Annotated in this window: 27 protein-coding genes; 15 read left to right on the forward strand and 12 right to left on the reverse strand. The window is 65.9% G+C overall.

Annotation, left to right across the window (positions count from 1 at the left end; translation table 11 throughout):
• Position 1: 1 nt before the first annotated feature.
• From FHP25_RS41015 to FHP25_RS31285, 4 genes are read right to left on the reverse strand one after another with little or no spacing between them, the layout of a single operon-like run.
• On the reverse strand, positions 2-157 hold the full coding sequence (locus FHP25_RS41015; RefSeq protein ID WP_178133919.1) for a hypothetical protein: 156 nt from the start codon (positions 155-157) through the stop codon (positions 2-4).
• A 52-nt stretch (positions 158-209) separates the two neighbouring features.
• Positions 210-1577, reverse strand: coding sequence for a UDP-N-acetyl-D-mannosamine dehydrogenase (gene wecC / locus FHP25_RS31275; RefSeq protein WP_147850916.1), 1368 nt, complete (start codon positions 1575-1577; stop codon positions 210-212).
• The gene (gene wecB, locus FHP25_RS31280) at positions 1570-2688 is read right to left on the reverse strand and encodes a non-hydrolyzing UDP-N-acetylglucosamine 2-epimerase (protein WP_331461711.1); all 1119 of its coding nucleotides are present in this window, start codon (positions 2686-2688) and stop codon (positions 1570-1572) included. The genes wecC and wecB overlap by 8 nt, the downstream gene beginning before the upstream one ends.
• Positions 2689-2725: 37 nt before the next feature.
• The gene (locus FHP25_RS31285; RefSeq protein WP_218578741.1) at positions 2726-3748 is read right to left on the reverse strand and encodes a WecB/TagA/CpsF family glycosyltransferase; all 1023 of its coding nucleotides are present in this window, start codon (positions 3746-3748) and stop codon (positions 2726-2728) included.
• 434 nt (positions 3749-4182) lie between these two features.
• Here FHP25_RS31285 and FHP25_RS31290 point away from each other — a divergent pair, with 434 nt between their 5' ends.
• Together FHP25_RS31290 and FHP25_RS31295 are read left to right on the forward strand one after the other, a co-directional pair.
• A complete protein-coding gene (locus FHP25_RS31290; RefSeq protein WP_147850917.1) occupies positions 4183-5631 on the forward strand; it encodes an undecaprenyl-phosphate glucose phosphotransferase in 1449 nt (482 codons plus the stop codon).
• A 117-nt stretch (positions 5632-5748) separates the two neighbouring features.
• Positions 5749-6666 carry a glycosyltransferase gene (locus tag FHP25_RS31295; protein WP_178133920.1) on the forward strand — a complete coding sequence of 306 codons (918 nt, stop codon included), beginning with the start codon at positions 5749-5751 and terminating at the stop codon, positions 6664-6666.
• A 12-nt stretch (positions 6667-6678) separates the two neighbouring features.
• Here the strand turns inward: FHP25_RS31295 and FHP25_RS31300 are convergent, their stop codons facing one another.
• Entirely contained in the window at positions 6679-7851 is a 1173-nt protein-coding gene (locus FHP25_RS31300; protein ID WP_218578742.1) for a hypothetical protein, read from the reverse strand.
• A gap of 154 nt (positions 7852-8005) precedes the next feature.
• Between FHP25_RS31300 and FHP25_RS31305 the strand changes: the two genes are divergently transcribed.
• From FHP25_RS31305 to FHP25_RS31365, 13 genes are all read left to right on the forward strand, one after another.
• A complete protein-coding gene (locus tag FHP25_RS31305) occupies positions 8006-8521 on the forward strand; it encodes an acyltransferase (protein WP_147850919.1) in 516 nt (171 codons plus the stop codon).
• On the forward strand, positions 8518-9543 hold the full coding sequence (locus tag FHP25_RS31310) for a Gfo/Idh/MocA family protein (protein WP_147850920.1): 1026 nt from the start codon (positions 8518-8520) through the stop codon (positions 9541-9543). Before FHP25_RS31305 ends, FHP25_RS31310 begins: the two co-directional genes overlap by 4 nt.
• Positions 9540-10664, forward strand: coding sequence for a DegT/DnrJ/EryC1/StrS family aminotransferase (locus FHP25_RS31315; RefSeq protein ID WP_147850921.1), 1125 nt, complete (start codon positions 9540-9542; stop codon positions 10662-10664). Before FHP25_RS31310 ends, FHP25_RS31315 begins: the two co-directional genes overlap by 4 nt.
• Positions 10654-11670 carry an NAD-dependent epimerase/dehydratase family protein gene (locus FHP25_RS31320; protein WP_147850922.1) on the forward strand — a complete coding sequence of 339 codons (1017 nt, stop codon included), beginning with the start codon at positions 10654-10656 and terminating at the stop codon, positions 11668-11670. Before FHP25_RS31315 ends, FHP25_RS31320 begins: the two co-directional genes overlap by 11 nt.
• Positions 11667-12806 (forward strand): DegT/DnrJ/EryC1/StrS family aminotransferase, encoded by a 1140-nt coding sequence (locus FHP25_RS31325; RefSeq protein WP_147850923.1) that lies wholly within the window; start codon positions 11667-11669, stop codon positions 12804-12806. Before FHP25_RS31320 ends, FHP25_RS31325 begins: the two co-directional genes overlap by 4 nt.
• Positions 12797-13441 (forward strand): NeuD/PglB/VioB family sugar acetyltransferase, encoded by a 645-nt coding sequence (locus FHP25_RS31330; protein ID WP_147850924.1) that lies wholly within the window; start codon positions 12797-12799, stop codon positions 13439-13441. Before FHP25_RS31325 ends, FHP25_RS31330 begins: the two co-directional genes overlap by 10 nt.
• 128 nt (positions 13442-13569) lie before the next feature.
• Positions 13570-15393, forward strand: coding sequence for a glutamine--fructose-6-phosphate transaminase (isomerizing) (gene glmS, locus FHP25_RS31335; protein WP_147850925.1), 1824 nt, complete (start codon positions 13570-13572; stop codon positions 15391-15393).
• 335 nt (positions 15394-15728) lie between these two features.
• On the forward strand, positions 15729-16004 hold the full coding sequence (locus FHP25_RS31340; RefSeq protein WP_147850926.1) for a hypothetical protein: 276 nt from the start codon (positions 15729-15731) through the stop codon (positions 16002-16004).
• A 932-nt stretch (positions 16005-16936) separates the two neighbouring features.
• Positions 16937-17143, forward strand: a complete 207-nt coding sequence (locus FHP25_RS31345; RefSeq protein WP_147850927.1) for a type II toxin-antitoxin system HicA family toxin — start codon at positions 16937-16939, stop codon at positions 17141-17143.
• A 1-nt stretch (position 17144) separates the two neighbouring features.
• Entirely contained in the window at positions 17145-17549 is a 405-nt protein-coding gene (locus FHP25_RS31350) for a type II toxin-antitoxin system HicB family antitoxin (protein WP_147850928.1), read from the forward strand.
• A gap of 29 nt (positions 17550-17578) precedes the next feature.
• Complete coding sequence (locus FHP25_RS31355; RefSeq protein ID WP_147850929.1) at positions 17579-17770, forward strand: hypothetical protein; 192 nt, start codon at positions 17579-17581, stop codon at positions 17768-17770.
• Positions 17771-17861: 91 nt separating this feature from the next.
• Entirely contained in the window at positions 17862-18569 is a 708-nt protein-coding gene (locus FHP25_RS31360; protein ID WP_147850930.1) for an SOS response-associated peptidase family protein, read from the forward strand.
• 2 nt (positions 18570-18571) lie between these two features.
• Entirely contained in the window at positions 18572-18844 is a 273-nt protein-coding gene (locus FHP25_RS31365) for a hypothetical protein (protein ID WP_147850931.1), read from the forward strand.
• Between the two features lie 23 nt (positions 18845-18867).
• Here the strand turns inward: FHP25_RS31365 and FHP25_RS31370 are convergent, their stop codons facing one another.
• The 7 genes from FHP25_RS31370 to FHP25_RS31400 are packed head-to-tail and all read right to left on the reverse strand — an operon-like array spanning position 18868 to position 23317.
• Positions 18868-20151: a PIN-like domain-containing protein gene (locus FHP25_RS31370; protein ID WP_147850932.1), complete on the reverse strand. Its 1284-nt coding sequence runs from the start codon at positions 20149-20151 to the stop codon at positions 18868-18870.
• Between the two features lie 41 nt (positions 20152-20192).
• Positions 20193-20510, reverse strand: coding sequence for a phage fiber-tail adaptor protein (locus FHP25_RS31375; RefSeq protein ID WP_147850933.1), 318 nt, complete (start codon positions 20508-20510; stop codon positions 20193-20195).
• A gap of 5 nt (positions 20511-20515) precedes the next feature.
• On the reverse strand, positions 20516-21739 hold the full coding sequence (locus tag FHP25_RS31380) for a hypothetical protein (protein WP_147850934.1): 1224 nt from the start codon (positions 21737-21739) through the stop codon (positions 20516-20518).
• Positions 21739-21924, reverse strand: a complete 186-nt coding sequence (locus FHP25_RS31385) for a hypothetical protein (RefSeq protein WP_147850935.1) — start codon at positions 21922-21924, stop codon at positions 21739-21741. Before FHP25_RS31385 ends, FHP25_RS31380 begins: the two co-directional genes overlap by 1 nt.
• Positions 21924-22691, reverse strand: coding sequence for a hypothetical protein (locus FHP25_RS31390; RefSeq protein ID WP_147850936.1), 768 nt, complete (start codon positions 22689-22691; stop codon positions 21924-21926). Before FHP25_RS31390 ends, FHP25_RS31385 begins: the two co-directional genes overlap by 1 nt.
• Before the next feature lie 13 nt (positions 22692-22704).
• The gene (locus tag FHP25_RS31395) at positions 22705-23115 is read right to left on the reverse strand and encodes a hypothetical protein (protein WP_147850937.1); all 411 of its coding nucleotides are present in this window, start codon (positions 23113-23115) and stop codon (positions 22705-22707) included.
• Between the two features lie 4 nt (positions 23116-23119).
• Positions 23120-23317, reverse strand: coding sequence for a hypothetical protein (locus FHP25_RS31400; protein ID WP_147850938.1), 198 nt, complete (start codon positions 23315-23317; stop codon positions 23120-23122).
• Positions 23318-23459 lie beyond the last annotated feature (142 nt).

Consider the following 23459-nt stretch of genomic DNA (forward strand, 5'->3'; position numbering starts at 1 on the left):
ACTACTCGCCTTGTCTCTCGCGTATCGCAAGGTTGGCGGTGCCGAGGTTGGCGACGCCGATGACGCAGGCGGACTTGTGGGTCGCGAAATTGCGAACGCGGTTCGGCCCCCAGCAGCCGCGGCCGATAACGCCGATGCCGACCGGTGCGTTGCTCATGTGATGCTCACAACTCTCGCGCTGTCAAAAAATCCGCAACCACTTCCCGGGATCATGCTTTTTGCTCGAGCATGATCTGATCCGAAAGTCCGTCCCCACTTTTCCGGATCATGCTCTTTGCTGGAGCATGATCCTTCCGGAGAGCCGGTGCCCGATTTTCCGGGATCATGCTGGGCATGTCCTGCCAGATCCCGCGCGTGTCGATCACGTCCAGATGGCGGCGGCCGGCGAGCGGGATCATCTTGAACTCGTCGTGATCGACCAGGACGATCGCGACCTGGCACGCCATCAGCGCCTCGTCGATGGGCAGCATCTCGGCGCCCAGATTGCTCAAGGCTCTCGGGAGCTCGCGGATGTTCGGCTCGACCACCTTGATGCGCGATCCGAACCGTTCGGCGAGGTGCATCGCGATCTCGACGGCCGGGCTTTCGCGCAGATCGTCGACGTTCGCCTTGAAGGCGAGGCCACAGCAGGCGACGCTCGCACCCGGGCGCTGGTTGATCAGGGCGATGGCCCGCTCGGCGATCACCTTGGTCTTGTTGTTGTTGACGTCGCGGCTGGTCCGCATCACGCGGGCGAGATCGGGCACCGCATCGATGATGAACCAGGGATCGACGGCGATGCAGTGGCCGCCGACACCTGGCCCCGGCTTCAGGATGTTCACCCGGGGATGCCGGTTGGCGATGTCGATCACCTCCCACGGGCTGATGCCGTAGTGATCGCAGATCAGCGACAGCTCGTTGGCGAAGGCGATGTTGGTGTCGCGGTAGGCATTCTCGGTGAGCTTGACCAGCTCGGCCGTCCGCGAGGTGGTCGCCACGCAGGTGCCGCGGACGAACGTCTTGTAGAACGCCTGTGCGCGCCGCGTGCACTCGGCGGTGATTCCGCCGATGCAGCGGTCGTTGCTCACCAGCTCGGTCAGGATGCGGCCGGGCAGCACCCGCTCCGGGCAGTAGGCGACGAAAATGCCGGGCTTGCCATTGCTGGCGCCGACCCTCAGATCGGGGCGCTGCGCGAGAATCCGCTCCGCGATCATTTCGGTGGTGCCGACCGGGCTGGTCGACTCGAGGATGACCAGGTTTCCGGGAACGAGCAGGCCGGCGATGCTGTCCACCGCGGCCATGACGCAACCGAGGTCCGGCCGGTTCTCGTCGTCGATCGGGGTCGGCACTGCGATCATGAAGATGTCGGCCGGTTCCGGCTCGTTGGTCGCGGTCAGGAAGCCGTTGGAGACGACCTTCTGCACAAGGCCGTCGAGATCGGGCTCCGAGATGTGGATCGCGCCCGAGGCGACGGTGCGGGCGACGCGCCGGTTGGTGTCGACACCGACGACCCTGATGCCACGGCTGGCGATCACGGCGGCGGTGGGAAGGCCGATATAGCCAAGGCCGATGACGGCAACCTTGCTGATCTCATGCATCGAGAAGCACCTTCACAATTCGTTCGCGGGCATGGCCGTCGCCGAAGGGGTTGTGGGCCCTCGACATCGCCGAATAATGATCGTCGTCGTCGAGGAGACGGAAGGTCTCCGCGACGATCCTGTCGCGGTCGGCGCCGACCAGGCGCGCCGTTCCCGCCTCGACACCCTCGGGGCGCTCGGTGGTCTCGCGCATCACCAGGACCGGCTTGCCGAACGTCGGCGCCTCCTCCTGGACGCCGCCGGAATCGGTCAGCACGACATAGGCCAGCGACAGCAGGCCGACGAAATCGGTGTAGTCCTGCGGGGTGATCAGCTCGACGCGCGGGTGGCCCGACAGGCGCTCGGAGAGAACGTCGGCGACATTGGGATTGGGGTGCAACGGAAGCACGATGGCGACGTCCTGGCGCTTGACGATGGTCTGCAGCGCGTCGGCGATGCCGAGAATGCCGGCACCGAAGTTCTCGCGGCGATGGCAGGTCACGAGGACGATGCGCCGATTGCCGTGGGCGGCGCGGATGCTGTCCCAGCGCGACGCGAGCCGGGGGTCCGAATCGACGATGGACCGGGCGGCGAGCAGAGCGTCGACCACGGTATTGCCGGTGACGTGGATGCGCTCCTCGGGCACGTTCTCGCGGCGCAGCGCCTCGGCGGCCCGGGCGGTCGGTGCGAAATGCTGGTCGGCAATGGTGCCGATGATCTTGCGGTTCACTTCCTCCGGCCACGGCGCGTAGATGTCGCCGCTGCGCAGGCCGGCCTCGACGTGGGACACCGGGATGCGGCGGTAGTAGGCAGCCAGCGCGCCGGTCATGGCGGTGGTGGTGTCGCCCTGGACGATCACCCGGCTGGGGCGGACCTGGTCGAGGACCTCGCCGACGTTCTGGAGCAGACGGGCGGTGAGCTGGTCCAGCGTCTGGTTGGCCCGCATGACGTCGAGGTCGATGTCGGGAACGATGTTGGTCAGACGGAGCACCTGGTCCAACATGTGGCGGTGCTGGGCGGTGGCGCACACCGTCACCGCCGCCGAGGTCTGGGCCTTCAGCTGGTTGATCACCGGAAACAGCTTTATGGCTTCGGGGCGCGTGCCTACCATCACGAGGAAATTCTTCTGCACGGTCAGCCCCTTGTCCCGGTGGAGTCGATGCTGGAATTCATCTGCGGCCCACCGGGCGCGCAGGCGCCGCACGCAGGCGGTGGCGGACAAGCTCGCGGCCGAGGATCGCGGCGAACAGCACGTTGGTTCTGGCGTAGCGCCACCACATGCGGCGCGGTTCCTGGTAGATGCGGTAGAGCCACTCGAGCCCCAGCGCCTGCATGCGCAGCGGCGCCCGCTGCACGCGGCCGGACAGCACGTCAAAGGAGCCGCCTACGCCCATGATGAAGGGCACGTTCAGCTCGTCGCGGTGGGCGGCGAGAAACCGCTCCTTGCGCGGGGTCGGCATGCCGATGAACAGGCAATCGGCGCCGCTGTCGCGGATTTCGCGGACGACATCCGCCTCCTGATCGGGCTTGAAGTAGCCGTCCCTGAAGCCGGCAAAGCGGAGCCCCGGATGACGGGCGAGCGCCTGCGCCACCGCGAGCTGCAGCAGCTCGCCGGTCGCGCCGAGAAAATAGGGCCTGAAGCCGTCTTCCGCGCACACCGCGAGCAGCCGGGCCAGGAGATCGACCCCGGGCACGCGCTCCTTCACCGGCAGGCCGAGCAGGCGCGCGCCCCAGACGATGCCCATGCCGTCGATGCTCACCACGTCGCTGCTGGAGACGTCGGCTGCGAGCACCCTGTCGGAACGGGCATTGACCAGCTTAGCGACGTTCAGGGCCACGTGCTGCAGGCGCGTGCGGTCGCGCATCGAGCCGCGGGCGAGCTCCACGGTCTCGGCCATCGTCAGAATATTGATGGGGCAGCCAAGAAAGCTCTCGCCTCTGCCGGCATCCACGAGGTCGTTGCCCGCACCGGCGTCGACGGTGTCATTGCCATCGCCGCACAGGATCGTGGCGTTGCCGCCGGGCGCCGTGATGGCTTTGTCGCGCGGCGTGCCGACCACGCGGTCGACGCCGCTCGTCCCCGTCTGGCTGGTGCCGCCACCCGGGGCGTCCGCGCCGGGTATGCCGGCCGCCGGCGACGGTACCGACGGAACGGGCGAGAATTGCGCGGCGGGCGGCAGGGAGATCGTCATGGTCCGGGCACACACGATCCTTGCGAACGTTGTAGTCGAGTTTTAAAGCGGAAATGTGCGCGAAGCGTCATCTGCTATTTGGTATAGCCCTGGGCTCCTTACGGTGAGGGGGTACGCCTTTGTTGGTATGTGCTGCGCCGGTCCAGTCTGTCCTGAACGCCTTCGAGACGGTCTGACAGCACCGTCCCGGGCCCTTCCCTGCCGGATCTCCTGTCGACGGTGATCGCTGCGAGCGAGCGCGAGCCCTTCCATTTGGGATGACGCTCGGCGAGCCCGCGGCATCGAGCGGATGTGGAAGTCCCGCCGTGCTCTCGTAGTGGCGTGGGTACCTCGAAAGGCACGTCCATACCACCTTCCGATCTCTCGACGGGACAGCAGGACGATGTTTCTCTCGGTCATCGTTCTCGACGATCTTTCCGGGATCAAGACGCAACATGGATTGGGTGGCTCCCGTCGCCGTGCCGGAACGGGAAATCCCGTGCTCCAGGCGCAAGTGGCCGATCAGCTACGGGTCCGTGGGGATCGTCACGATCTTTGCCGACGCGGTCATCATCCTGTCGGCGGGCATCCTTGCCGGAATTGCCTATCATGCCTGGGTGACCGGAGCGCCCGGCGATGTCGTCCAGTACAGCGAGGTCGCGGCTGTGGTGGCCGCGCTTTTCATTTCGCTGATGCGCGGCTGTGGCATGTACCGGCCGAACGAACTGTTCATCCTGCGACGCCAGATCAGGACCGTCTGCCGTTGTTGGGGCGCGGTGTTCCTGCTCCTCGCGGCGGCAGTCTTCGCTCTGAAGATCGGCCAGGAGCTGTCGCGAGGCACCAGCCTGCTCTTTGCGGCGATCGGCCTTTGCGCGTTGATCGCGCACCGGATCTGGTGGCGGAACCTCCTGACGCGAGGAATGGACGGACAGCGCTTCTCCGGCCACAAGATTGTCCTGATCACCGACTCGCAATCGCAGGACGAATCCAGTCTGCCGAAGGCGCTGACAAGCCTGGGATTCCGCCTGGAGCATCATTTCAAGCTGCCACCTCCGCAGCCGGGCAGCCGCGCACGCGCGGAAACGATCGCGCAGGCGATCGCCAGGGTGCGCGGATCGGAAGTGGAGCAGATCGTGGTAGGCGCGGATCTGAGCCACTGGCCCCAGCTTTGCGACCTGATCGCGCAGCTCCGCATCTTGCCGTTGCCGGTCAACGTCATCCCCGTGGGGGCCATCTCGGAAATCCTCAGGCAGCCCAGCCACGAAGTCGGCAATGCCGTCAGCATCGAGGTTCAGCGCGCTCCGTTGACCCCGTTCGAATTCACGGCGAAGAGGACTCTCGACGTCGTCATGGCCGGCGTCGGGCTGGTCGTTCTGTCACCCCTGCTTCTCCTGGTGGCGATCGCTATCAAGCTCGATTCGCCAGGACCGGTGTTCTTCCGGCAGCGGCGCTGCGGCTTCAACGGCCGCACGTTCCAGATCATGAAATTCCGCACGATGCGGGTCCAGGAGGATGGGGAGACGGTCCGTCAGGCGCAGCGCCACGACAGCCGGGTGACCCGTCTGGGCCGGTGGCTGCGCCGATCGAGCATCGACGAGCTGCCCCAGCTCTTCAACGTGCTCGGCGGCAGCATGTCGCTGGTCGGGCCGCGCCCGCACGCCCTGATCCATGACACCGAGTTCGACAAGGTCGTCAGCAACTATGCCTTTCGCCATCGGGTGAAGCCCGGCGTCACCGGCTGGGCGCAGGTGCATGGATGCCGCGGACCGACGCCGACACCGAGGGACATCGAGCGCCGTGTGGAATATGATCTGTGGTACGTCGACAACTGGAGCTTCGGTCTCGACTTCTCGATTCTGATCCAGACTGTCGTCGAGGTGCTGCGGAGCCGAAACGCCTGCTGACGCAGCCGAACGTTTCCGGACCGCGCCTGCCGCTAGAGCATGGTTCTCCTGGAAGGACCGGTATCTGCCGGCCACATCCCGCCACGCGCCGTTCGACGAGGCCGGAGGATTCTCAAGGTGAAATCAGGCAAGCCTTCGGTGTCGGTCATCATTCCGCACCTGAACCAGCCCGAAATGCTGGACACATGCCTCGCCAGCCTCGAAGCGCAGAGCCTCGACCGGGGGCTGTTCGAGATTCTGGTGGTGGACAACGGCTCGGCCACGCTTCCCGAGGACATCGCCGCCCGCCATCCGGGCGTCCAGCTCTTCTGTGAACATCAGCCCGGTCCAGGTCCGGCGCGCAATCTCGGGATCAGCCAGGCGTCGGCTCCCGTCCTCGCCTTCATCGATGCGGACTGCCGGGCACATCCCGACTGGCTGCGCACGGGGTTGGAGACCTTGCAGGCGTTGCCCGAGGGGGTCGTGCTCGGCGGCGACGTGCAGATCTGGCGAGACGACCAGGCGCGGTTCACGGCCATCGAGGCCTACGAGGGCGTGTTTGCCTACAGGTTCAAGCTCTACATCGAGCAGCACGGCTTTTCCGGCACCGGCAACCTGATGGCGCGCCGGGCCGATTTCGACCGGGTCGGGCTGTTTGCCGGCATTCAGCTCGCCGAGGACATGGAATGGGGCCAGCGCGCCTGTCGCGCCGGCCTGAGGTTCCAGTACGTGCCCGGGATGATCGTCTATCATCCGGCGCGCCGCTCGCTCCAGGAGCTGTGCGTGAAGTGGGATCGCCAGATCCAGCACTACATCAACATGGCGCGGGGCAAGCCGGCCTGGAAGACCCGGTGGGCCCTGCGCGCGCTGGCGGTGCTCGCCTCGCCGGCGGTCGACTTTGCGAAGGTCCTGGGCAGCGACCGCATCTTCGGCCTGCCGGCACGACTGAAGGCGATCATGGTGCTGATCGCTATCCGTGCCCACCGCGCAAGGATGATGCTCGCCCTGCTGTCGCATAATGGGAAGGTGGCCTGGAATCGCGAGACGAGCGTTTGACGGCCGTGCGCCTTACGGCGCGCGGCGCAGTTCGTCCACGGCCGGCGCGGCGAACGCCGGATCGTGGGTCAGCTGCTTGAGGTCGGTGCGACGGCCGAACGACCACAGGATCCAACCGAGCTCGTAGCTCCGGCATTCCAGTCGGACGTCGAGGCCAGCTGGATCGATCAGACCTGCCTGCCGATTCAGGTGGGCGTTGGCGAGCGCGCGCAGCATACGCAGCTTCGCGGTGCGCAGCTCGCCCTTGCGGACCTGCGAACGGATCGACAGCTGCAGGTCGGGCACCAGCATCGGTCGGCGCAGCTGGTTTTCGCCGAGCACCCACTTAAAGCCCCTGATCAGCGCGTCGCGCGCCTCCTTGACGCCGTGCTGCTCCGCATGCTCGAGGAACGCCGGCGCCATGCCGTACTGGTGCACGGAATAGACCTCGTAATAGTCGAGGACCGTGCCGCGCTGGGCATCGAAGAACCACGGCCACTCGCCCTGCGGCCCCTGCAGCGCGATCAGCTTCCGGGTCGAGCCGTCGGCCATGGCGATGGCATCGGGCTTGCCGGTGAACTCGCCATAGAGGTAGCAGGCGAGCGTCAGATAGGTCTGGGTGGCGAACGAGGCGAAGCGGCGCCGAAATCCGTGCGGTTGGTCGAAGAACAGGCCGGACGGCGCGTGGTAGTGCTCGCGAAGAAATGCAAACAGTGGATCGATGAACGGCACCCACCGCCTGTCCCCGGCTCGCGCCTGGGCGATGACGCCCGCCAGCAGCATGCCGAGATCCTGGGCGCGGAAGCCGTGCCAGTTGTCGGCTTTTGACAAAAGGCTTTCGACGCGCTGGGCGACCGCCTGCGGAACATCCAGCCCCAGCTCCGCGGCGCTCCACAGCGCCATGCCGTAGGCGTATTTGGTCGCCGGAAGCCGCAGCAGGTCGACGGCATTCTGCGCGTAGATCTCAGCAGCAACGATGCCGGCGGGCCACTCGGGCAGACGCGACATGCCGAGCAGCACGTTGAGCGTGTAGAAAGCATCGCTGTGCGGGACCGACTCGTTCGGCCGGGTGCGGCCATCGAGATGGTAGATGTGCGACCACCGTCCGTGCCCGGGCATCCAGCACTTTTCGAGCCCGTTTAGCGCGTAGGTCACCAGCGGCGACAGGAGCTGCGGCTTCTGCCTGAGGAAATTCACGACGTTCATCGGCCGGTCGATGGAAGGATTGAGGTCGTCTGCAATCGCTTTTCTTGAATGTTATCGTTCGTGCATGGCGTCGTCGAGGCCGCGCGGCAGTGGATATGGGAGTACCTCTGTCGCCACATTGCGAGAGGCCCAGGGAACATGGATATTCCGGCCGATGCCGCTCCGGAACGTCCAGCTTGGTACCGACACCGTCCTCACCCATCCCGACCTCGTGAATCTGTACGGGTGTTCGATCGGTGACGGAACGAAGATCGGCCCCTTCGTCGAGATCCAGAAAAACTGCCATGTCGGCGTCCGCTGCAAGATCTCCTCCCACACCTTCATCTGCGAGGGCGTGACGATCGAGGACGAGGTCTTCATCGGCCATGGCGTGATGTTCACCAACGAGCTCTTCCCCCGCGCCTGCACGCCGGAAGGAGGACTCAAGACCGAGGTCGACTGGTCGGTCGTGCCAACGCGCATCCGCCGCGGCGCCTCGATCGGTTCGAATGCCACCATCATCTGCGGCACCACGGTCGGGCGCTTCGCGCTGATCGGCGCGGGGGCGGTGGTGACGCGCGACGTGCCCGACTACGCGATCGTCGCCGGCGTGCCGGCCAAGGTGGTCGGCGATGCACGCGATCGCGAAAATCTCCCCTCCTTGGCAACAGCGGAAATGGCGGCGCCATGATCGGTATCGGTGTCATCGGCTACGGCTATTGGGGGCCCAACCTCGCGCGCTGCGTCGCCGAGACGGAAGGCTGCCGCCTCGCCGGCATCGCCGATTTCTCGGCCGGGGCGCTGGCGCGCGCCGGCAAGCGCTATCCGGGCCTTGCGCTGCATCAGGATCCGCGCGCGCTGATCGACGACTGCGCCGTCGATGCCGTGCTGATCGCCACCCCGGTCGCGACGCATCACGAGCTGGCCGTTGCCGCGCTGCGCGCCGGCAAGCATGTCATCGTCGAGAAGCCGATGACCGCCTCCTCCGACGATGCGCGCCGGCTGATCGACGAGGCGGCGCGGCGCAACCTCACCCTGATGGTGGACCACACCTTCGTCTATACCAGCGCGGTCCAGAAGATCGGTGAGATCATCCGCTCCGGCGATCTCGGCGACGTCTATTACTATGACAGCACGCGGGTGAATCTCGGCCTGTTCCAGCACGATGTGAACGTGATCTGGGACCTCGCGGTGCACGACCTCTCGGTGCTCGACTACCTGCTGCAGGAAAAGCCCGCTGCGGTTTCGGCCAGCGGCGCCGGACACATCCGCGGGCGGCAGGAGAACATGGCCCATCTCAGCCTGTTCTATCCCTCGGGCACCGTCGCCTATCTCAACGTCAACTGGCTCGCGCCGGTGAAAGTGCGCCAGACGCTGATTGGCGGCAGCCGCAAGATGATCGTCTGGAACGACCTCGAGCCCAGCGAGAAGGTCAAGGTCTATGACCGGGGCGTGACCCTCGGCGATGGCCCCGAGCAGGTCACCGCGCGCATCTCCTACCGCAGCGGCGACATGTGGGCGCCGCAGCTCTCGGTGAAGGAGGCGCTGCTCACCGAGATGGAGCATTTCGTCGACTGCGTGACCCGGGGGCGGGAGCCGATCACCTCCGGTCGCTGCGGCCTGGCCGTCGTCGAGACGCTCGAAGCCGCCATGCTCTCGCTGCGCCAGCGCGGCCAGCCCATCGACATTTCTCCCAGAAGGATGGCCTCATGATTCCGCTGCTCGACCTTCGAGCCCAGTATGCCGGCATCAAGGCGGAACTCGACGCCGCGGTGCTCGAGACGCTGGCGAGCGGCGCCTATGTCTCCGGCCCGAAGGTCGATGCCTTCGAGAAGTCCTTCGCCGCCTACACCGGCGCCAGGCAAGCCGTGGCGCTGAATTCCGGCACCTCCGCGCTGCATCTCGCGCTGCTTGCGCTCGGCATCGGCCCGGGCGACGAGGTGATCGCGCCCGCCATGACCTTCGTCGCAACGGTCGCAGCCATCCGCTATGCCGGCGCGACGCCAGTGCTGGTCGATGCCGACCCGCTCACCTGGAACATCGACCCGGCGGGCATCGCGCGCGCAATCACGCCGCGCACAAGGGCAATCATCCCCGTCCACCTGCATGGCCGCATGGCCGACATGGACGCCATCATGGCGATCGCCGCGCAGCGTGGCCTGCCGGTCATCGAGGACGCCGCCCAGGCGCATGGCGCAACCTGGCAGGGCAAGGGCGCGGGCACGATCGGCGCGATCGGCTGCTTCAGCTTCTACCCGGGCAAGAACCTTGGCGCCTGCGGCGAAGGCGGCGGCGCCGTCACCAACGATCCCGCCCTCGCCGCCCGGATGCACAAGCTGCGCGACTGGGGCCAGGAAGGCCGCTACAACCATGTCGAGCACGCCTTCAACTACCGCATGGACGGCATCCAGGGCGCGATCCTGTCGGTGAAGCTGGCGCATCTGCCGCGCTGGACGGAACGCCGGCGCGAGGTCGCGGCCCTCTACGACACGCTGCTCGCCGAGCTTCCCGTGCAGCTGCCAGCGAAGCCCACGGCGTTGGAACACGTCTACCACGTCTATGCGCTGCGCCATCCGGACCGCGACCGGCTCGCGCATGGCCTCATGGAAGCCGGCGTCGCAACGGGCCTGCACTATCCACGCCCGGTGCATCTGCAGCCGGCCTATGCCGATCTCGGCAAAGGCCCCGGCAGCTTCCCGGTGGCCGAGGCCCTGGCCGCCGAATTCCTCTCCTTGCCCATCTTCCCGGAGCTCACCCCCGAGCAGCAGCGCCACATTGCCGGCGCGCTGCGCGATCTCCTGGCCCCTGCGTCGGTGACCAGTCATGCCGCGTGAAACCCGCGGAACCCTCGACCCGCAGGGCATGCTTGCCGGCACCACCTGCCTCGTCACCGGCGGCGCCGGCTTCGTCGGCTCGCATATCGTCGAGCTGCTGCTGGACGCCGGCGCTGCGGAGGTGCGCGTCATCGACAACATGGTGCGCGGGCGGCGCGACAACCTCGCGCGCGCGCTTGCCAGCAACCGCGTGCGTCTGATCGAAGGCGACATCCGCGACACGGCGGCGATGAAATCGCTCGTCGCCGGCTGCGATACGGTCTTCCACCAGGCCGCGCTGCGCATCACGCAATGCGCCCAGGAACCGCGTGCCGCCTTCGAGGTGATGGTGGCTGCGACCTATGACCTCGTGGAGCTGTGCCTCGCCGCGAACATCCGCAAGCTGGTCGCCGCCTCTACCGCCTCGGTCTATGGCATGGCGGACCAGTTCCCGACCACCGAGGCGCAGCACCCCTACAACAACCGTACCCTCTACGGCGCGGCCAAGGCCTTCAACGAGGGGCTCTACCGCTCCTTCAACGACATGCATGGGCTGGACTATGTCGCGCTGCGCTACTTCAACGTCTATGGCCCGCGCATGGACATCCACGGTCGCTACACCGAGGTGCTGGTGCGCTGGATGGAACGCCTCGCGCGCGGCGAGCCGCCGATCATCTTCGGCGACGGCCTGCAGACCATGGACATGATCCATGTACGCGACGTAGCGCGCGCGAACATCCTCTCGGCTGTCGCGCCGGCGAGCGACGTCGCGCTGAATGTCGGCAGCGGGGTGGAGACCTCGCTGCTCGACCTCGCCCACCTTCTTTGCCGCGTCATGGGCCAACCGCAGCTCACGCCGCTGCACCAGGAGGCGCGCGCGGTGAATCCCGTGCCGAAGCGCCTCGCCGACGTCTCGAAGGCCCGCGCGCTGATCGGATTCGAGGCGACGCACCCGCTCGAGGACGGCATCGCCGAGCTGGTCGCCTGGTGGCGTTCCCAGACCGCGCTCGCCGGGGCCGCCGCATGATCCCGATCACCAAGCCCCTGGTCGGCGAGGAGGAAGCCCTCGCTGCCGCCGAGGTCGTGCGCTCCGGCTGGCTCACGCAAGGCCCGCGCGTCGCGCGCTTCGAGGAAGCGTTCGCCGCCATCACCGGCGCGTCCCATGCCTGCGCTGTGTCCAACTGCACCACGGCGCTGCATCTCGCGCTGCTCGGCGTCGGCGTCGGCTCCGGCGACGAGGTCATCACCGTCAGCCACACCTTCATTGCCTGCGCCAACGCCATCCGCCAATGCGGCGCGACGCCGGTCTTCATCGACATCGAGCCGGTCGGCTACGGCATGGATGCCGCGCTGATCGCCGCGGCCGTCACCCCGAAGACGCGCGCGATCCTCTGCGTGCACCAGATCGGCATGCCCTGCGACATGGATGCGATCATGGCGGTCGCGCGCGCCCATGGACTGAGGGTGGTCGAGGACGCGGCCTGCGCCCTGGGTTCCGAGATGCAGTTCGACGGATCCTGGCGGCGGGTCGGCGATCCCGCCGGGGACGTGGCGTGCTTCTCGCTGCATCCGCGCAAGGTCGTCACGGTCGGCGATGGTGGCGTGCTGACGACACACGACGCCGCGCTCGACGCGCGCTTCCGCCTGCTGCGCCAGCACGGCATGACGGTGCCGGACACGGTGCGCCACGGCAGTCCGCAGGTGATCTTCGAATCCTACGAGGCCGAGGCCTTCAATTATCGTCTGACCGACATCCAGGCGGCGGTCGGCATCGAGCAGCTCAAGCGCCTGCCAGAGATCGTGGCGCGCCGGCGCGCTCTCGCGGAACGCTACCGCGAGCGGCTGGCCAGCGAGGTGAAGGACGTGGCCGCGCCCGCCGAACCGAACCGCGCCCACACCAACTGGCAGTCCTTCGCCGTGCGCCTGTCCGACGGTATGGACCAGCGCGTCGTGATGCAAGCGATGCTTGACCGCGGTATCGCGACGCGCCGCGGCATCATGTGCATCCATCGCGAGAAGCCTTATGCCGAGATGGCACGCTTCCCCTTGCCGGTCTCGGAAGACGTGCAGGACCGCACCATCCTGCTGCCGCTTTATCCGCAGATGACGGAAGAAGAGCAGGACCAGGTGATCGCCTCGCTGCGGGAAGCGGTGTGGCATTGAACCGCGTGCGCGTCGTCATTCTCGGCGCGTCGGGCAATGCCCTCGACATCATCGACATCATCGATGCGCTCGGTGCGCCTTTGGAGGCCGCCGGTGTCCTGGATGACGGGCGCGAGAAAGGCAGCGAATTCGGCGGATTGCCCATCCTCGGACCGCTGGCGGAAGCTGCTGCGCTGGCGGATGTCGTCTTCGTCAACGGCATCGCCAGCGAACGCAGCCATCGCCGCAAGCTCGCGATCATCGCCGGCACAGGCCTCGATGCCGCGCGCTTCGTCACGCTGATCCATCCCCTCGCCGCGGTGTCGCGCCGTGCCACGATCGGCCATGGCAGCTGCATCGGGCCAGGCTGCGCCGTCTCGGGACGGGTGGAGATCGGCGTGCATGCCTGGCTCGGCAGCCTTGCGGTGATTGGCCATGACTGCGTGCTGGGTGCCGGCGCCACCGTCGCACCTGCCGCGACGCTGGCTGGCGGCGTGACGCTCGGCGCTCAGGCTTACGTCGGTTCCGGCGCGGTGCTGCGCCCCGGCGTCACAGTGGGAGAAGGCGCGCTGATCGGCATGGGCGCCGTGGTGCTGCGCGATGTGCCGGCCGGTGAGGTCGTGGTCGGCAATCCGGCCCGGCTGCTTGCGCGGTAGCCGCCCGACACGCTCTCTCCATTCCCTCTCTGCGTTGAAATCCATCGTCTGCCGATCGGGCTACCTCCGCCGCGAAGTGGCACCATCTGGTGCCGCTCGCTAGACTTCCTGCCCGACAGGAAAACAGAATGTGCGGCCTCATCGGAATCATCGGCAGGGCGCCGGTCACACCTCTGCTGGTCGAGGCGCTGAAGCGACTCGAATATCGCGGCTATGATTCGGCGGGCGTGGCGACCCTGATCAACGGCCACATCGAGCGCCGACGCGCCGAGGGCAAGCTTTTCAATCTGGAGACCAAGCTGGCTGCCGAGCCGCTCGCCGGCGCCATCGGCATCGGCCACACGCGCTGGGCCACGCACGGCAAGCCCTCGGAACGCAACGCCCACCCCATCGTCACCGGTCGCGTCGCCGTGGTGCACAATGGCATCATCGAGAACTTCCAGCAGCTCAAGGACGAGCTGCTGGCCGAAGGCCGCACCTTCGACAGCGACACCGACACCGAGGTGGTGGCGCAGCTCCTCACCGTGTATCTGGAACGCCAGCTCTCGCCCGAGGAGGCGATGGGCAAGGCGATGCAGCGGCTGCGCGGCGCCTTCGCGCTCGTTGCTCTGTTCAGTGGCCGCCATGACATCCTGCTGGGGGCGCGGCGCGGCAGCTCGCTGGCGGTCGGCCACGGCGACATGGCCATGTACCTCGGCACGGATGCGCTGGCGCTGGCACCTTTCACCAGGCGCGTAACCTACCTCGAGGATGACGACTGGGTGGTGCTGAACGCACAGGAAGCCAGGATTTTCCAGGGCCACAGCGAGGTGAGGCGCGCGATCCGCGAAAGCGGCATCACCGGCTCCATGATGGGCAAGGGCAATCACCGCCACTTCATGCTCAAGGAGATCCATGAGCAGCCGGCTGTGATCGGCGATACCCTGCACACCTATCTCAGTCCGGCCACGCGCTCGGTCACTCTGCCGGCCTTGCCGTTCGACTGGGCCAAAGTCACGCGCCTTACCATCACGGCCTGCGGCACCGCCTACTTTGCCGGCATGATGGCCAAGTACTGGTTCGAGAAGCTGGCGCGCCTGCCGGTCGAGGTCGAGGTCGCCTCGGAGCTGCGCTATCGCGAGCCGCCGCTGCCGGAGGGCGGCGTGTGCATCGCCATCTCCCAGTCGGGCGAGACGGTCGACACGCTCGCGGCGCTGCGCTACGCCAAGACGCAGCACCAGACCATCCTGTCGGTGGTCAATGTGCCCGAGAGCGCCATCGCCCGCGAATCCCACGCCGTGCTTCCGACGATCGCCGGTCCTGAGATCGGCGTGGCCTCGACCAAGGCCTTCACGACCCAGCTGATGGTCCTCTTGACGATGGCCGTCGCCGCCGGTCGCGCGCGTCGCACGCTCTGCAGCGCCGACGAAGAGCGCCTGACCCGGGCCATGATCGAGGTGCCGTCGCAGGTCAACGAAGTGCTGAATATGGACCTGGCCTATAAGAACATCGCCGAGGGGATCCTGGCCAAGGCGCGCGACGTGCTCTATCTGGGCCGTGGGCTCTCCTTCCCGATCGCGCTTGAGGGCGCGCTGAAGCTGAAGGAGATCTCGTACATCCACGCCGAAGGCTATGCCGGCGGTGAGATGAAGCACGGGCCGATCGCGCTGATCGACGAAGCCGTCCCCGTCGTGGTGGTGGCGCCGGCCGACGCCATCTTCGACAAGATCGCCTCCAATTTCGAGCAGGTCAGGGCGCGCGGCGGCAAGCTGGTGCTGCTGAGCGACGAGGCGGGCAATGACCGGCTGGCCCACCATGCCGCGGCAGCCGCGAAGCTGCCGACCGTCGATCCGATGGTCGCGCCGATCCTCTACAGTGTCTCGGTGCAGCTGCTCGCCTACTACACAGCGGTGGCCAAAGGCACCGACGTGGATCAGCCCCGCAATCTCGCCAAGAGCGTGACGGTTGAGTAGCGATTGGAGCGGCGCTCCGACCGAATGGACTCAGTCGCTCAGGACGCCGCCACGGGCGCAGCGACACTCCCACGCCCAGCTGTGACCTCCTCCGCTGTGGAGCCGAAGCCAGCGCGCTTGGCGTTGGCCTGCCCGGTGAAGGCGGCAGGTCTTTCGATGTTCATACGCGTACATCATCCTCTCATGTCGCCGGGCCACAGGCCGTGGCATTCGGGTGCCCCTCCATTGCGCCACTTCACGTCACCTTCAACCGGCCGCAAGGTGAAAGCCTCGGGGGAAGGGCGAGGGGCAGGTCCGGGGCCATGCGCGGATGGCTGGAGGTTCGATGGGAACTCATGGGGGCCATCACCCTGGGCGCGTGCACCGCTGTGCTGGTCTGGGGGGCCGCGCACGAAGACGAATGGCTCGGCTTCGTCTATCCCGACCACCATGTCCTGGCCAAGCACCACTATGTCGGTGCGTACACGTCCCTCGATCAGTGCCGCGCGGCAGCGCAGGCGGTGATCAGCGTGCTGCCTCAACCCTCCGCGGCGGACTACGAATGCGCCTTGAATTGCCTCGTTCAGGCTCGACCGGATGACCCGACGACATGCGCCCGGACGGAGCGCTAGGCGCGACTAACTGGTGTGCGCTCCAACAATGAGCCGCAGTCACGCATGAGTGGGATACGCGTCTCAAGCAAATCAGACCTTGCAGTCGAACACCGCGCCAATCCGCTGTTTGACACGCCGCGCCGTCCCCGGCTTGGTCGTCAGATCGGTTCGAGCACCTTCAGAACGTGTGCTGACGCAATTTCATCTACCCTGAGTTCACCCATCACCGGAAACGCATGAGTCTCCAGGTGGTGCATAGACCCGAGACCGGGCCAGCGTCTTTTATTCTCGATCTTGTAACGAAATATGAAGCTGCGTCCTAAGTTCTCATTGGTCTGAACGTAAAGACCGCCACCATCCGCATGCATGTCTTAGGTAGGCCTGGAGTTCTCGAACGGTCAAAGGCCGAGCACGCTTGGGCATCCGCCGTGTCTTCCAGCGATAGTCCATGGCCCGAGAACCTGCGTCTCAGGTTTATTGAGCTTGAAACCCACCATCAAACGGTAACTGCCGGTTGGACAACGGCAAGCGCCAGGCGACGCCGAGCCCCTCTCAGAACGATCCAGGGCCGATTCCAGCGGCATTCCTGAAAAAGCCGGTGGTCACCGGCGTTCATTGGCGGACATGCCTGGAAAGAAGAGTGGCGGAGGGGAAGGGATTCGAACCCTCGATACAGGTTTAAGCCCGTATAACGGTTTAGCAATCCTAAGCCCCTCCGCCGAACCAACGCAAAAAATGCAGATAATCACGACAAACCAAGCACTTAGGCAGATCGCACAACGCGCATGAAGCGAACACGATGACGGTTTCGGTAGGGACAGGAGTCGGCACAGCGGGACCAATAGACATAGGCCTGAGGACTTGACTTATTGTGTATTTTTATACACATTTGTTGTTGACCCCGTTGAGTGTATTGTGTAAAAAAATACACACAACAGACGGGGCGAGCGATGAAGAGCCTGAGCAGCCGCGAAGTGATCAAGATGCTGGAGGCCGACGGTTGGGTACACGTGCGGACCAAGGGTGACCACCACCAGTACAAGCACCCGACCAAGCCGGGCCGGGTCACAGTCGCCCACCCGGTCAAGGACATCCCGCCAAAGACCCTGCGCAGCATCTACCGGCAAGCCGGCTGGAATTGGGACGAAAGGAAGTAAGATGCAGCACTACATCGCCTTCGTGCATGGAGAGCCCGGCGCCTACGGGATCTCCTTTCCGGACTTCCCGGGCTGCATCAGCGCCGGCGGCACGGTCGAGGAAGCCGTGTCGCAGGGGATCGAGGCGCTGCACCTGCACCTCGAGGGGATGGTCGAGGATGGCACGCCCGTCCCCGCCCCCAGCGCGGTCGAGGCCATCCGGGCCAACCCGGAATTCGCCGAGGAGCTTGACGGCGCCGTCGTTACCCTGGTGCCCGTGGTCACCCCGGCCGGCAAGCCCCTGCGCATCAACGTCAGCCTGGACGAGGCGCTGGTCGCACAGATCGACAAGGCTGCCGAGCTGGCCGGGGTGACCCGATCGGGGTTCCTGGCTGACGCGGCACGGCGAGCGCTGCGAGTGGCATGATGACCACCGTCTACGGGAGGGCCGAGAGGATGAGCGACACAGTGATCTGGTACACCTACCGCCGCAGCGACAAGCCCTATAGCTCCAAAATTGCCGTGCAGGGGCCGGTGTGGATGGAGGATGACGGCCGGCTGCCGATCGCGCAGGCCAAAGAGCGCTGCATGGCGCGCGGCGACTACGCCGTCGAGGCATGGCGCGGGGAGGCGCCGAAGGGCGAATGACGCCCATGACCAGCGAGGCTGATCTCCATGCTGCCCGCCACAATGTCGGCCGCCGTGGCGACACCCAAGCCCGCCGTGTTAGCGTTCCGCTATGTGCGGCAAGTTCACAGCCATGGCGACGTGGGGCGAGGTCGTCGCATTTTCACAGCCGCTGACATCTGACAGCGGCGGTGACACCAGCGGTGAGTGCGACGGCGGTGGCGATGAGATCGTCACCTACCGCGTCGGTGGCCTCGTACCGGTCATCATCTGGGATGCCGAAGAGCGACAGCGCCGCATCGTCAGGATGCGTTGGGGATTTCCCGATCCGAGGGACTGGCGCCGGCCGCGGCCGATCCATGCGCGCTCGGAAACGATCGACACCAAGGAGCCGTTCCGGACGTCGTTCCACGCCGGGCAGCGCGGCATCGTCGTGTTCCGCACCTTCAATGAGGGTGAGGAAATCACGAAGCCAAGTGGCCGGACGGAGATGCGACAATGGACGGTTGACCCGATGGACGGCCAGCCGCGCGGCTTCGCGTTCGTCTGGCGGCAATTCAAGATCCCCGGCCTGGACGAGACGTTGCTCGCCTGCGTGATGGCGACAGTGCCGGCAAACGCTCTGATTCGGCGCACGATCAAGGCGCAGGAAGATGATCCACGCATGCCGTCCATCCTCGAGGATGACACCTGGCCGACTTGGCTGGGCGAGGATGGCGCAGCACCCACGGCTGCCAAGGCCGTTCTGAAGACGATGGAAGGCGTCCGCTGGGAGGCGGCGCCGGAGCCGAAACCGTCGCGACAGCGCACGCTGCTTTAATCATGGACCTGTTGAAGGCCGCCGCCACCATCCTGGCCGAGGTCTACCGCCTCGCCCGAGGCTCGACCAAGCGCACCATCGGCGTGCAAAGCGTGCTCGACGCGACGGGGATCGACGCCGTGGCGGCCGAGGCAGCGATAGATCTGCTGGTGCGGCAGAACCTGGTGATCGCCACCAACACGCCCGCGCACTCGGTACGCCTCACGGCGGAAGGATGGAAGGTCGCCAACAGCCGGCCGACTGAGGAATCGCCGAAACGCAGGATACGGCGCTAGCCACTTCCCGCTATCCCTCAGGATCAATCGTCCTTCTCCGATTCCGGATCCTTCTGGTTTTCAGTTTGAGTGGTAATCGAAGAAACCGATGTGGATGCTGACGCAGGCAGACTTGAGGCTCCAGGGCCGATGAGTTGCGCTTTGTCAGCCCTCCGGACCATCTCCTGTAGAAAGGCGCTGTCTAGATACCACGGGGTACGCGGATTGTTGAATAGCACCCCTGGTGGCAAAGGCTGCCCAGCGTTCAGCACCGAAGCGTCCGAAGGGGTGTGCACGTAAGAAAAGCTTGGCTCGCTGATCACGGCCCGTCGGAAATCGTCGCGCAGACCGGACATCAGACCGATATAGCCTGGCCAATCCTGCAGGTCTCGGCGATCGCCAAACTTCTGAGCAGCGGCACTATGTTCTCTGGCAGCCTCCTCCTGCTGAATTTGTTCTTCCGTCTGTTTGATCTCATCAAACGCCTCTTGCGAGAGCGTTGAACTGATGTATTTCCCTGACGTCTCAACAAACTTTCGAAAGGGATAGCTATAGTAAGCTTGAGACGTGAGGTGCTTGAATTCATTGACAAGCTCTGGCCGGGGACCGACGGTCTTCCCCTCAATCCTCAGGTACCAGTCTTCTTTGCTATCGTCGGTAATAAATATGACCGGCAGATGTCGCTGTTCTGCAACTTGGATTAGTTCTTTCCAGATGTAGTAGTCACGGTAGGCTGCATCACCGCGCTTATCGTTGTCTTTGTAACCGGGCGGAATTTTTTTTCCGAATCTTTCCTTCGCTTCAGCTGCCCAGCGTTTGAAATTCTCCTGGCTAGGTTCTTGACCAATATTGTCTCCGATTGCATCGGCAACTCTTTCTAAAACAGCCTCGCCTTCTTCACGAGAAGGATGTTCTTTTGATTGTTTTTGCAAGAATTGGCAGCGTTTTCGAACAAAACTGTCGAACTTTTTCTTTTCCTCCTTTGTATCCAGGACATGGTGATCTACGTTCTGTTCGCATATCTTGCCATATGAATTTGCAAATTTTTTGAGCTCATCCTGCAGCCGCCGATAGAGCTCGCGACTTGTGGTATCTACTTCACGCCAGCCGTTCAGAAATTCCAAGCAGACCGTATGGGGCACCCATACCCGGGGACTGAACGTTTTAAATATATTCAGAACTTGGTCCCGCGTCTCTTTGCGATATCGGAGGGTGTGCAACAAAACGTTTGTGTCGGGCACGATCAATGCCTTCGTCCATATCGTATCGAAGGCGTCGCTCGTAGGACGGAAGTAGCCGGGAAACTTTTCTCTCATACGGTTTACCATGCCATTCCGACGGGCCGCCTGCAACCGTTCCGCGAATTGCGCTACATGCCGCTGTCCCTCACCCACAGCTCTTTCGTCACCTCCATGGTGCGCCCCTGCACCGTCTCCACGCGGCACGTCACGCGGTAGGTAGACCCGGCCACTCCGCCGCCTAGCCAGATCGTGGTCGTGGTGCCGGTGTTCGTGGCCGGCCGTGGCTGCGCCAGCTCGCCTGCCGGGGCGAGGATCCACGTCGGCACGCCGGTGATGGCGTCGTCGGGCGACGCCGGGAGGCTGGCGAGCGCATCGCTCCAATCGATCATGTAATCAAGGATCTCGTCGGGATCCTTGGGTGGCCACCGCCGATCGTCGTCCGTCATCGCCCCTACTCCGCTCGCGCCACCCGATCGGGCGGGCGCACCCTCGTCAGCCGATCCACCATCGCCAGCACCGCCACGCGATCGCGCGCCGGCGCCCGCAGCGTGCGGCTCGGCGGCGTGGCCTGGAACAGCACCGCCGCCGATCCGAACAGGTTGGCCGCCGGCACGCCGGACGCCAGCAGCACCAGGTCGAGCGCCGCGGCGCCGAAGCCGTCGGCGCGATCGTCGAGGCCGGCCACCGCGAGCGCCAGGTCGAGCCGCCCCACGCCGAAGGCATCGGCGTCGGCATGCCCGGCCGGCCGCAGCACATAGCCGCCACCCACCGCCGGCGCGCCAAAGGCATCGCCGTCGGTGATGGACGTGGGCACCAGGTGCAGCGCGATCGCCGGCGTGCCGAAGCCGTCGGCATCGCCATGACCCGCCGGCGCCAGCACCAGGCCGAGCTGCGGCAGGCCGACGGCGTCCGCCGCGGCGATGCCCGCCGGCGCCACGTACAGCCCCAGCAAAGGGCTTCCGATGGCCTCGGCCGAGGGCAGGCCCGCGGCCATCAGGTGCAGCCCCACGGCCGCCGCGCCGAAGCCGTCAGCGCCATCGTCGATCGCCGGCACCTGCAGCGTCAGCGCGCCGGCGCCCAGGCTCACGATCGGGACGCCGACCACCTCGGCCGAGGGCATGCCCTCCGGCGCCAGGTGCAGGCCCACCGACGGCGCGCCGAACGCATCGCCGCTGTCCTCGAGCCCGGCCGGTGCCAGCACCTGCGGCGCCGGGCCGGTGCCAAGGACGGCCGCACCGAAGGCGTCCGCATCGGCCAGGCCGGCCGCTGCCAGCGACAACCCGAGCTGCGGTCCGCCCACCGCCTCAGCCGACGACAGGCTCACCGGCGCCAGGCGCAACCCGATCGCCGCCGCACCGAAGCCATCGGCCGAGTCGTTCAGCGATGCAGGCGACAGCGTGCGGCTCACATGCGCCACGCCGAAGCCGTCGGCCGAGTCGTTCAGCGCGGCCGGCGCCAGTCGCAGCCCGACCGTCGCGGCGCCGAAGGCATCGCCATCCGCGATCGGCGCCGGCGCCACCGTCCGATCGAGGCGCGGTGTGCCGAACGCCGTCGTGCTGGCGATGCCGGTCGGGTTCAGCGTCGTGTCGCCGCCGCTCTGATCCTCGAGCAGCAGGCCGCCGCCCGACTCCAGCAGCAGCTTGCCGCCGGATTCGAGCAGAAGGAACCGGGCCATCAGCCGATCTTGGAGAAGCGCGCCGCCTGCGCCGCCTCGAGGCTCGCGACCCGCGCCTGGAGATCCTCATTCCGTGCCCACAGGGCCAGGATCAGCGCATGCACGTCCGGCTGCGGGCGCGGTTCGCCAGGCTCGCGGTCAGCACGCATGCGGTCGATCATCTGTTGAGCCTTGGTGTCGTCCATCACCGCCCCGCCTGCAGGTGCTTCATGAAGGAAATGAAGTCGACCACCAGCCCGCGTTCATTGGTGCCGCTGACCTTTCGGAAGCCGACGTTCAGGGTTGCGTCCTGGTCGTACACGTTGGTGCTGACCGTGACGGGCGAGCCGCCATTGATGGTGCAGCTTGCCGACGACGCGTCCGCGGCGATGTCGATCTGGATACGATACCAGGTGTCGGCCTGCACCGTGACGCCCGTGTCGGCGGTGCTTTCGACGCCGCCGCTGCGCGTGACCAGCTGCCACCGGCCGCCGTTCACGTTGTCGGAGTATTTGACGTAGATGCCTTCCTGGTTGAGCTGGCTGTCGCCTTCGGCCGGCAAGCCCATCTGGACGATGTACCGGTCGCCCGATGTCGAAAGAGTGTCTTCCGTCTTGACGATGAAGAGCAGGCGAATCGCGCCGCCCTGCATGCAGACGCCGCGATAGGTGCCCCAGAATCCGCCGCCGTCATCCGCATTCGTCCCGTAGATGCGGGCGATGCCCTGGTGGTTCTGATCGACCTGGTTGCTGCTGCCGGCATTGCCGTAGGTCGGCATGTCCATGACGATCAGGTCGGTCTTGAAGCGCGCCGTCGTGCGTTCGTAGCCGACATAGAGATCCCAGGGCGTGACGCTGCGCTCCTTGTCGGCGTCGGCGGCCGGCTCAGACAGCACGATGTAGTGCAGGTCATTGAACGGGTCGCCGACAGCCGACTCGCGCCGCGGCAACCCTGACAGCTTGGTGTCGGCCATCGCGATCGTGACCCTACAGCGCGAAGATCTTGTTCGCCCCGTTGTCCCAGGCGATCGTGATGTTGCCGCCGTTGGGCGTCACCGGCAGGCCCGTCACGCCGGTGTCGAGGAAGGCCACCAGGCGCGACGTCGCTTCGACACCGGTATCCTTGTAGATGACCAACGCCTCGCTCGGGTCACCCGTCACCAGCGAGAGCACGACGTCGTCGCCGTCGAAGATGTTGTTCAGCACCGTGGGGTTCGTGATCGTGCCCACCGCGACGCGCGCGCCAACGGGCACGTCGTCGAGGAAGTCATGCGCGGCGTTGTAGGTGTAGTCAGCCAGGTCTACCAGGGCCACCTTGATCGTGCCCGTGGTCAGGTCGACGTTGGCCGCGCCCTTGAGCACCGCCTCCTTGAACTTCGGATAGATGGCGTTGGCCATGACCTTACGCTCCCTCGCTGACAGCCTCGGCCGGCGCGGCGCTGGCCAGCCGCTTCGGCACCCACGCCACATGCTGGCGCTCGAAATCATCGGCCATGCGCGCGAGCATGCCGATCTTGCTCGCCGCCGCGGCTTCGCGCAGGGCGAGCAGGTACGCCTCGCCGGCGGCCGTCACGGCCTCGGCGTGCTTCTCCAGATCCATGATCAGTCTCCTTTCTGGCTCCTCGACGTGGCGAATGGAATTGGGGGGAATTGTTGGTAACCTTCGCCGAGAGACGGAGCGGGGGTTGGGTTGGACGGGAATCGGGTGCTGGCACTGGGTCTTGGCGTGACGGCGCCGTGGC

Source organism: Vineibacter terrae, from assembly GCF_008039615.1.
Taxonomy (GTDB): Bacteria; Pseudomonadota; Alphaproteobacteria; order Reyranellales; family Reyranellaceae; genus Vineibacter; species Vineibacter terrae.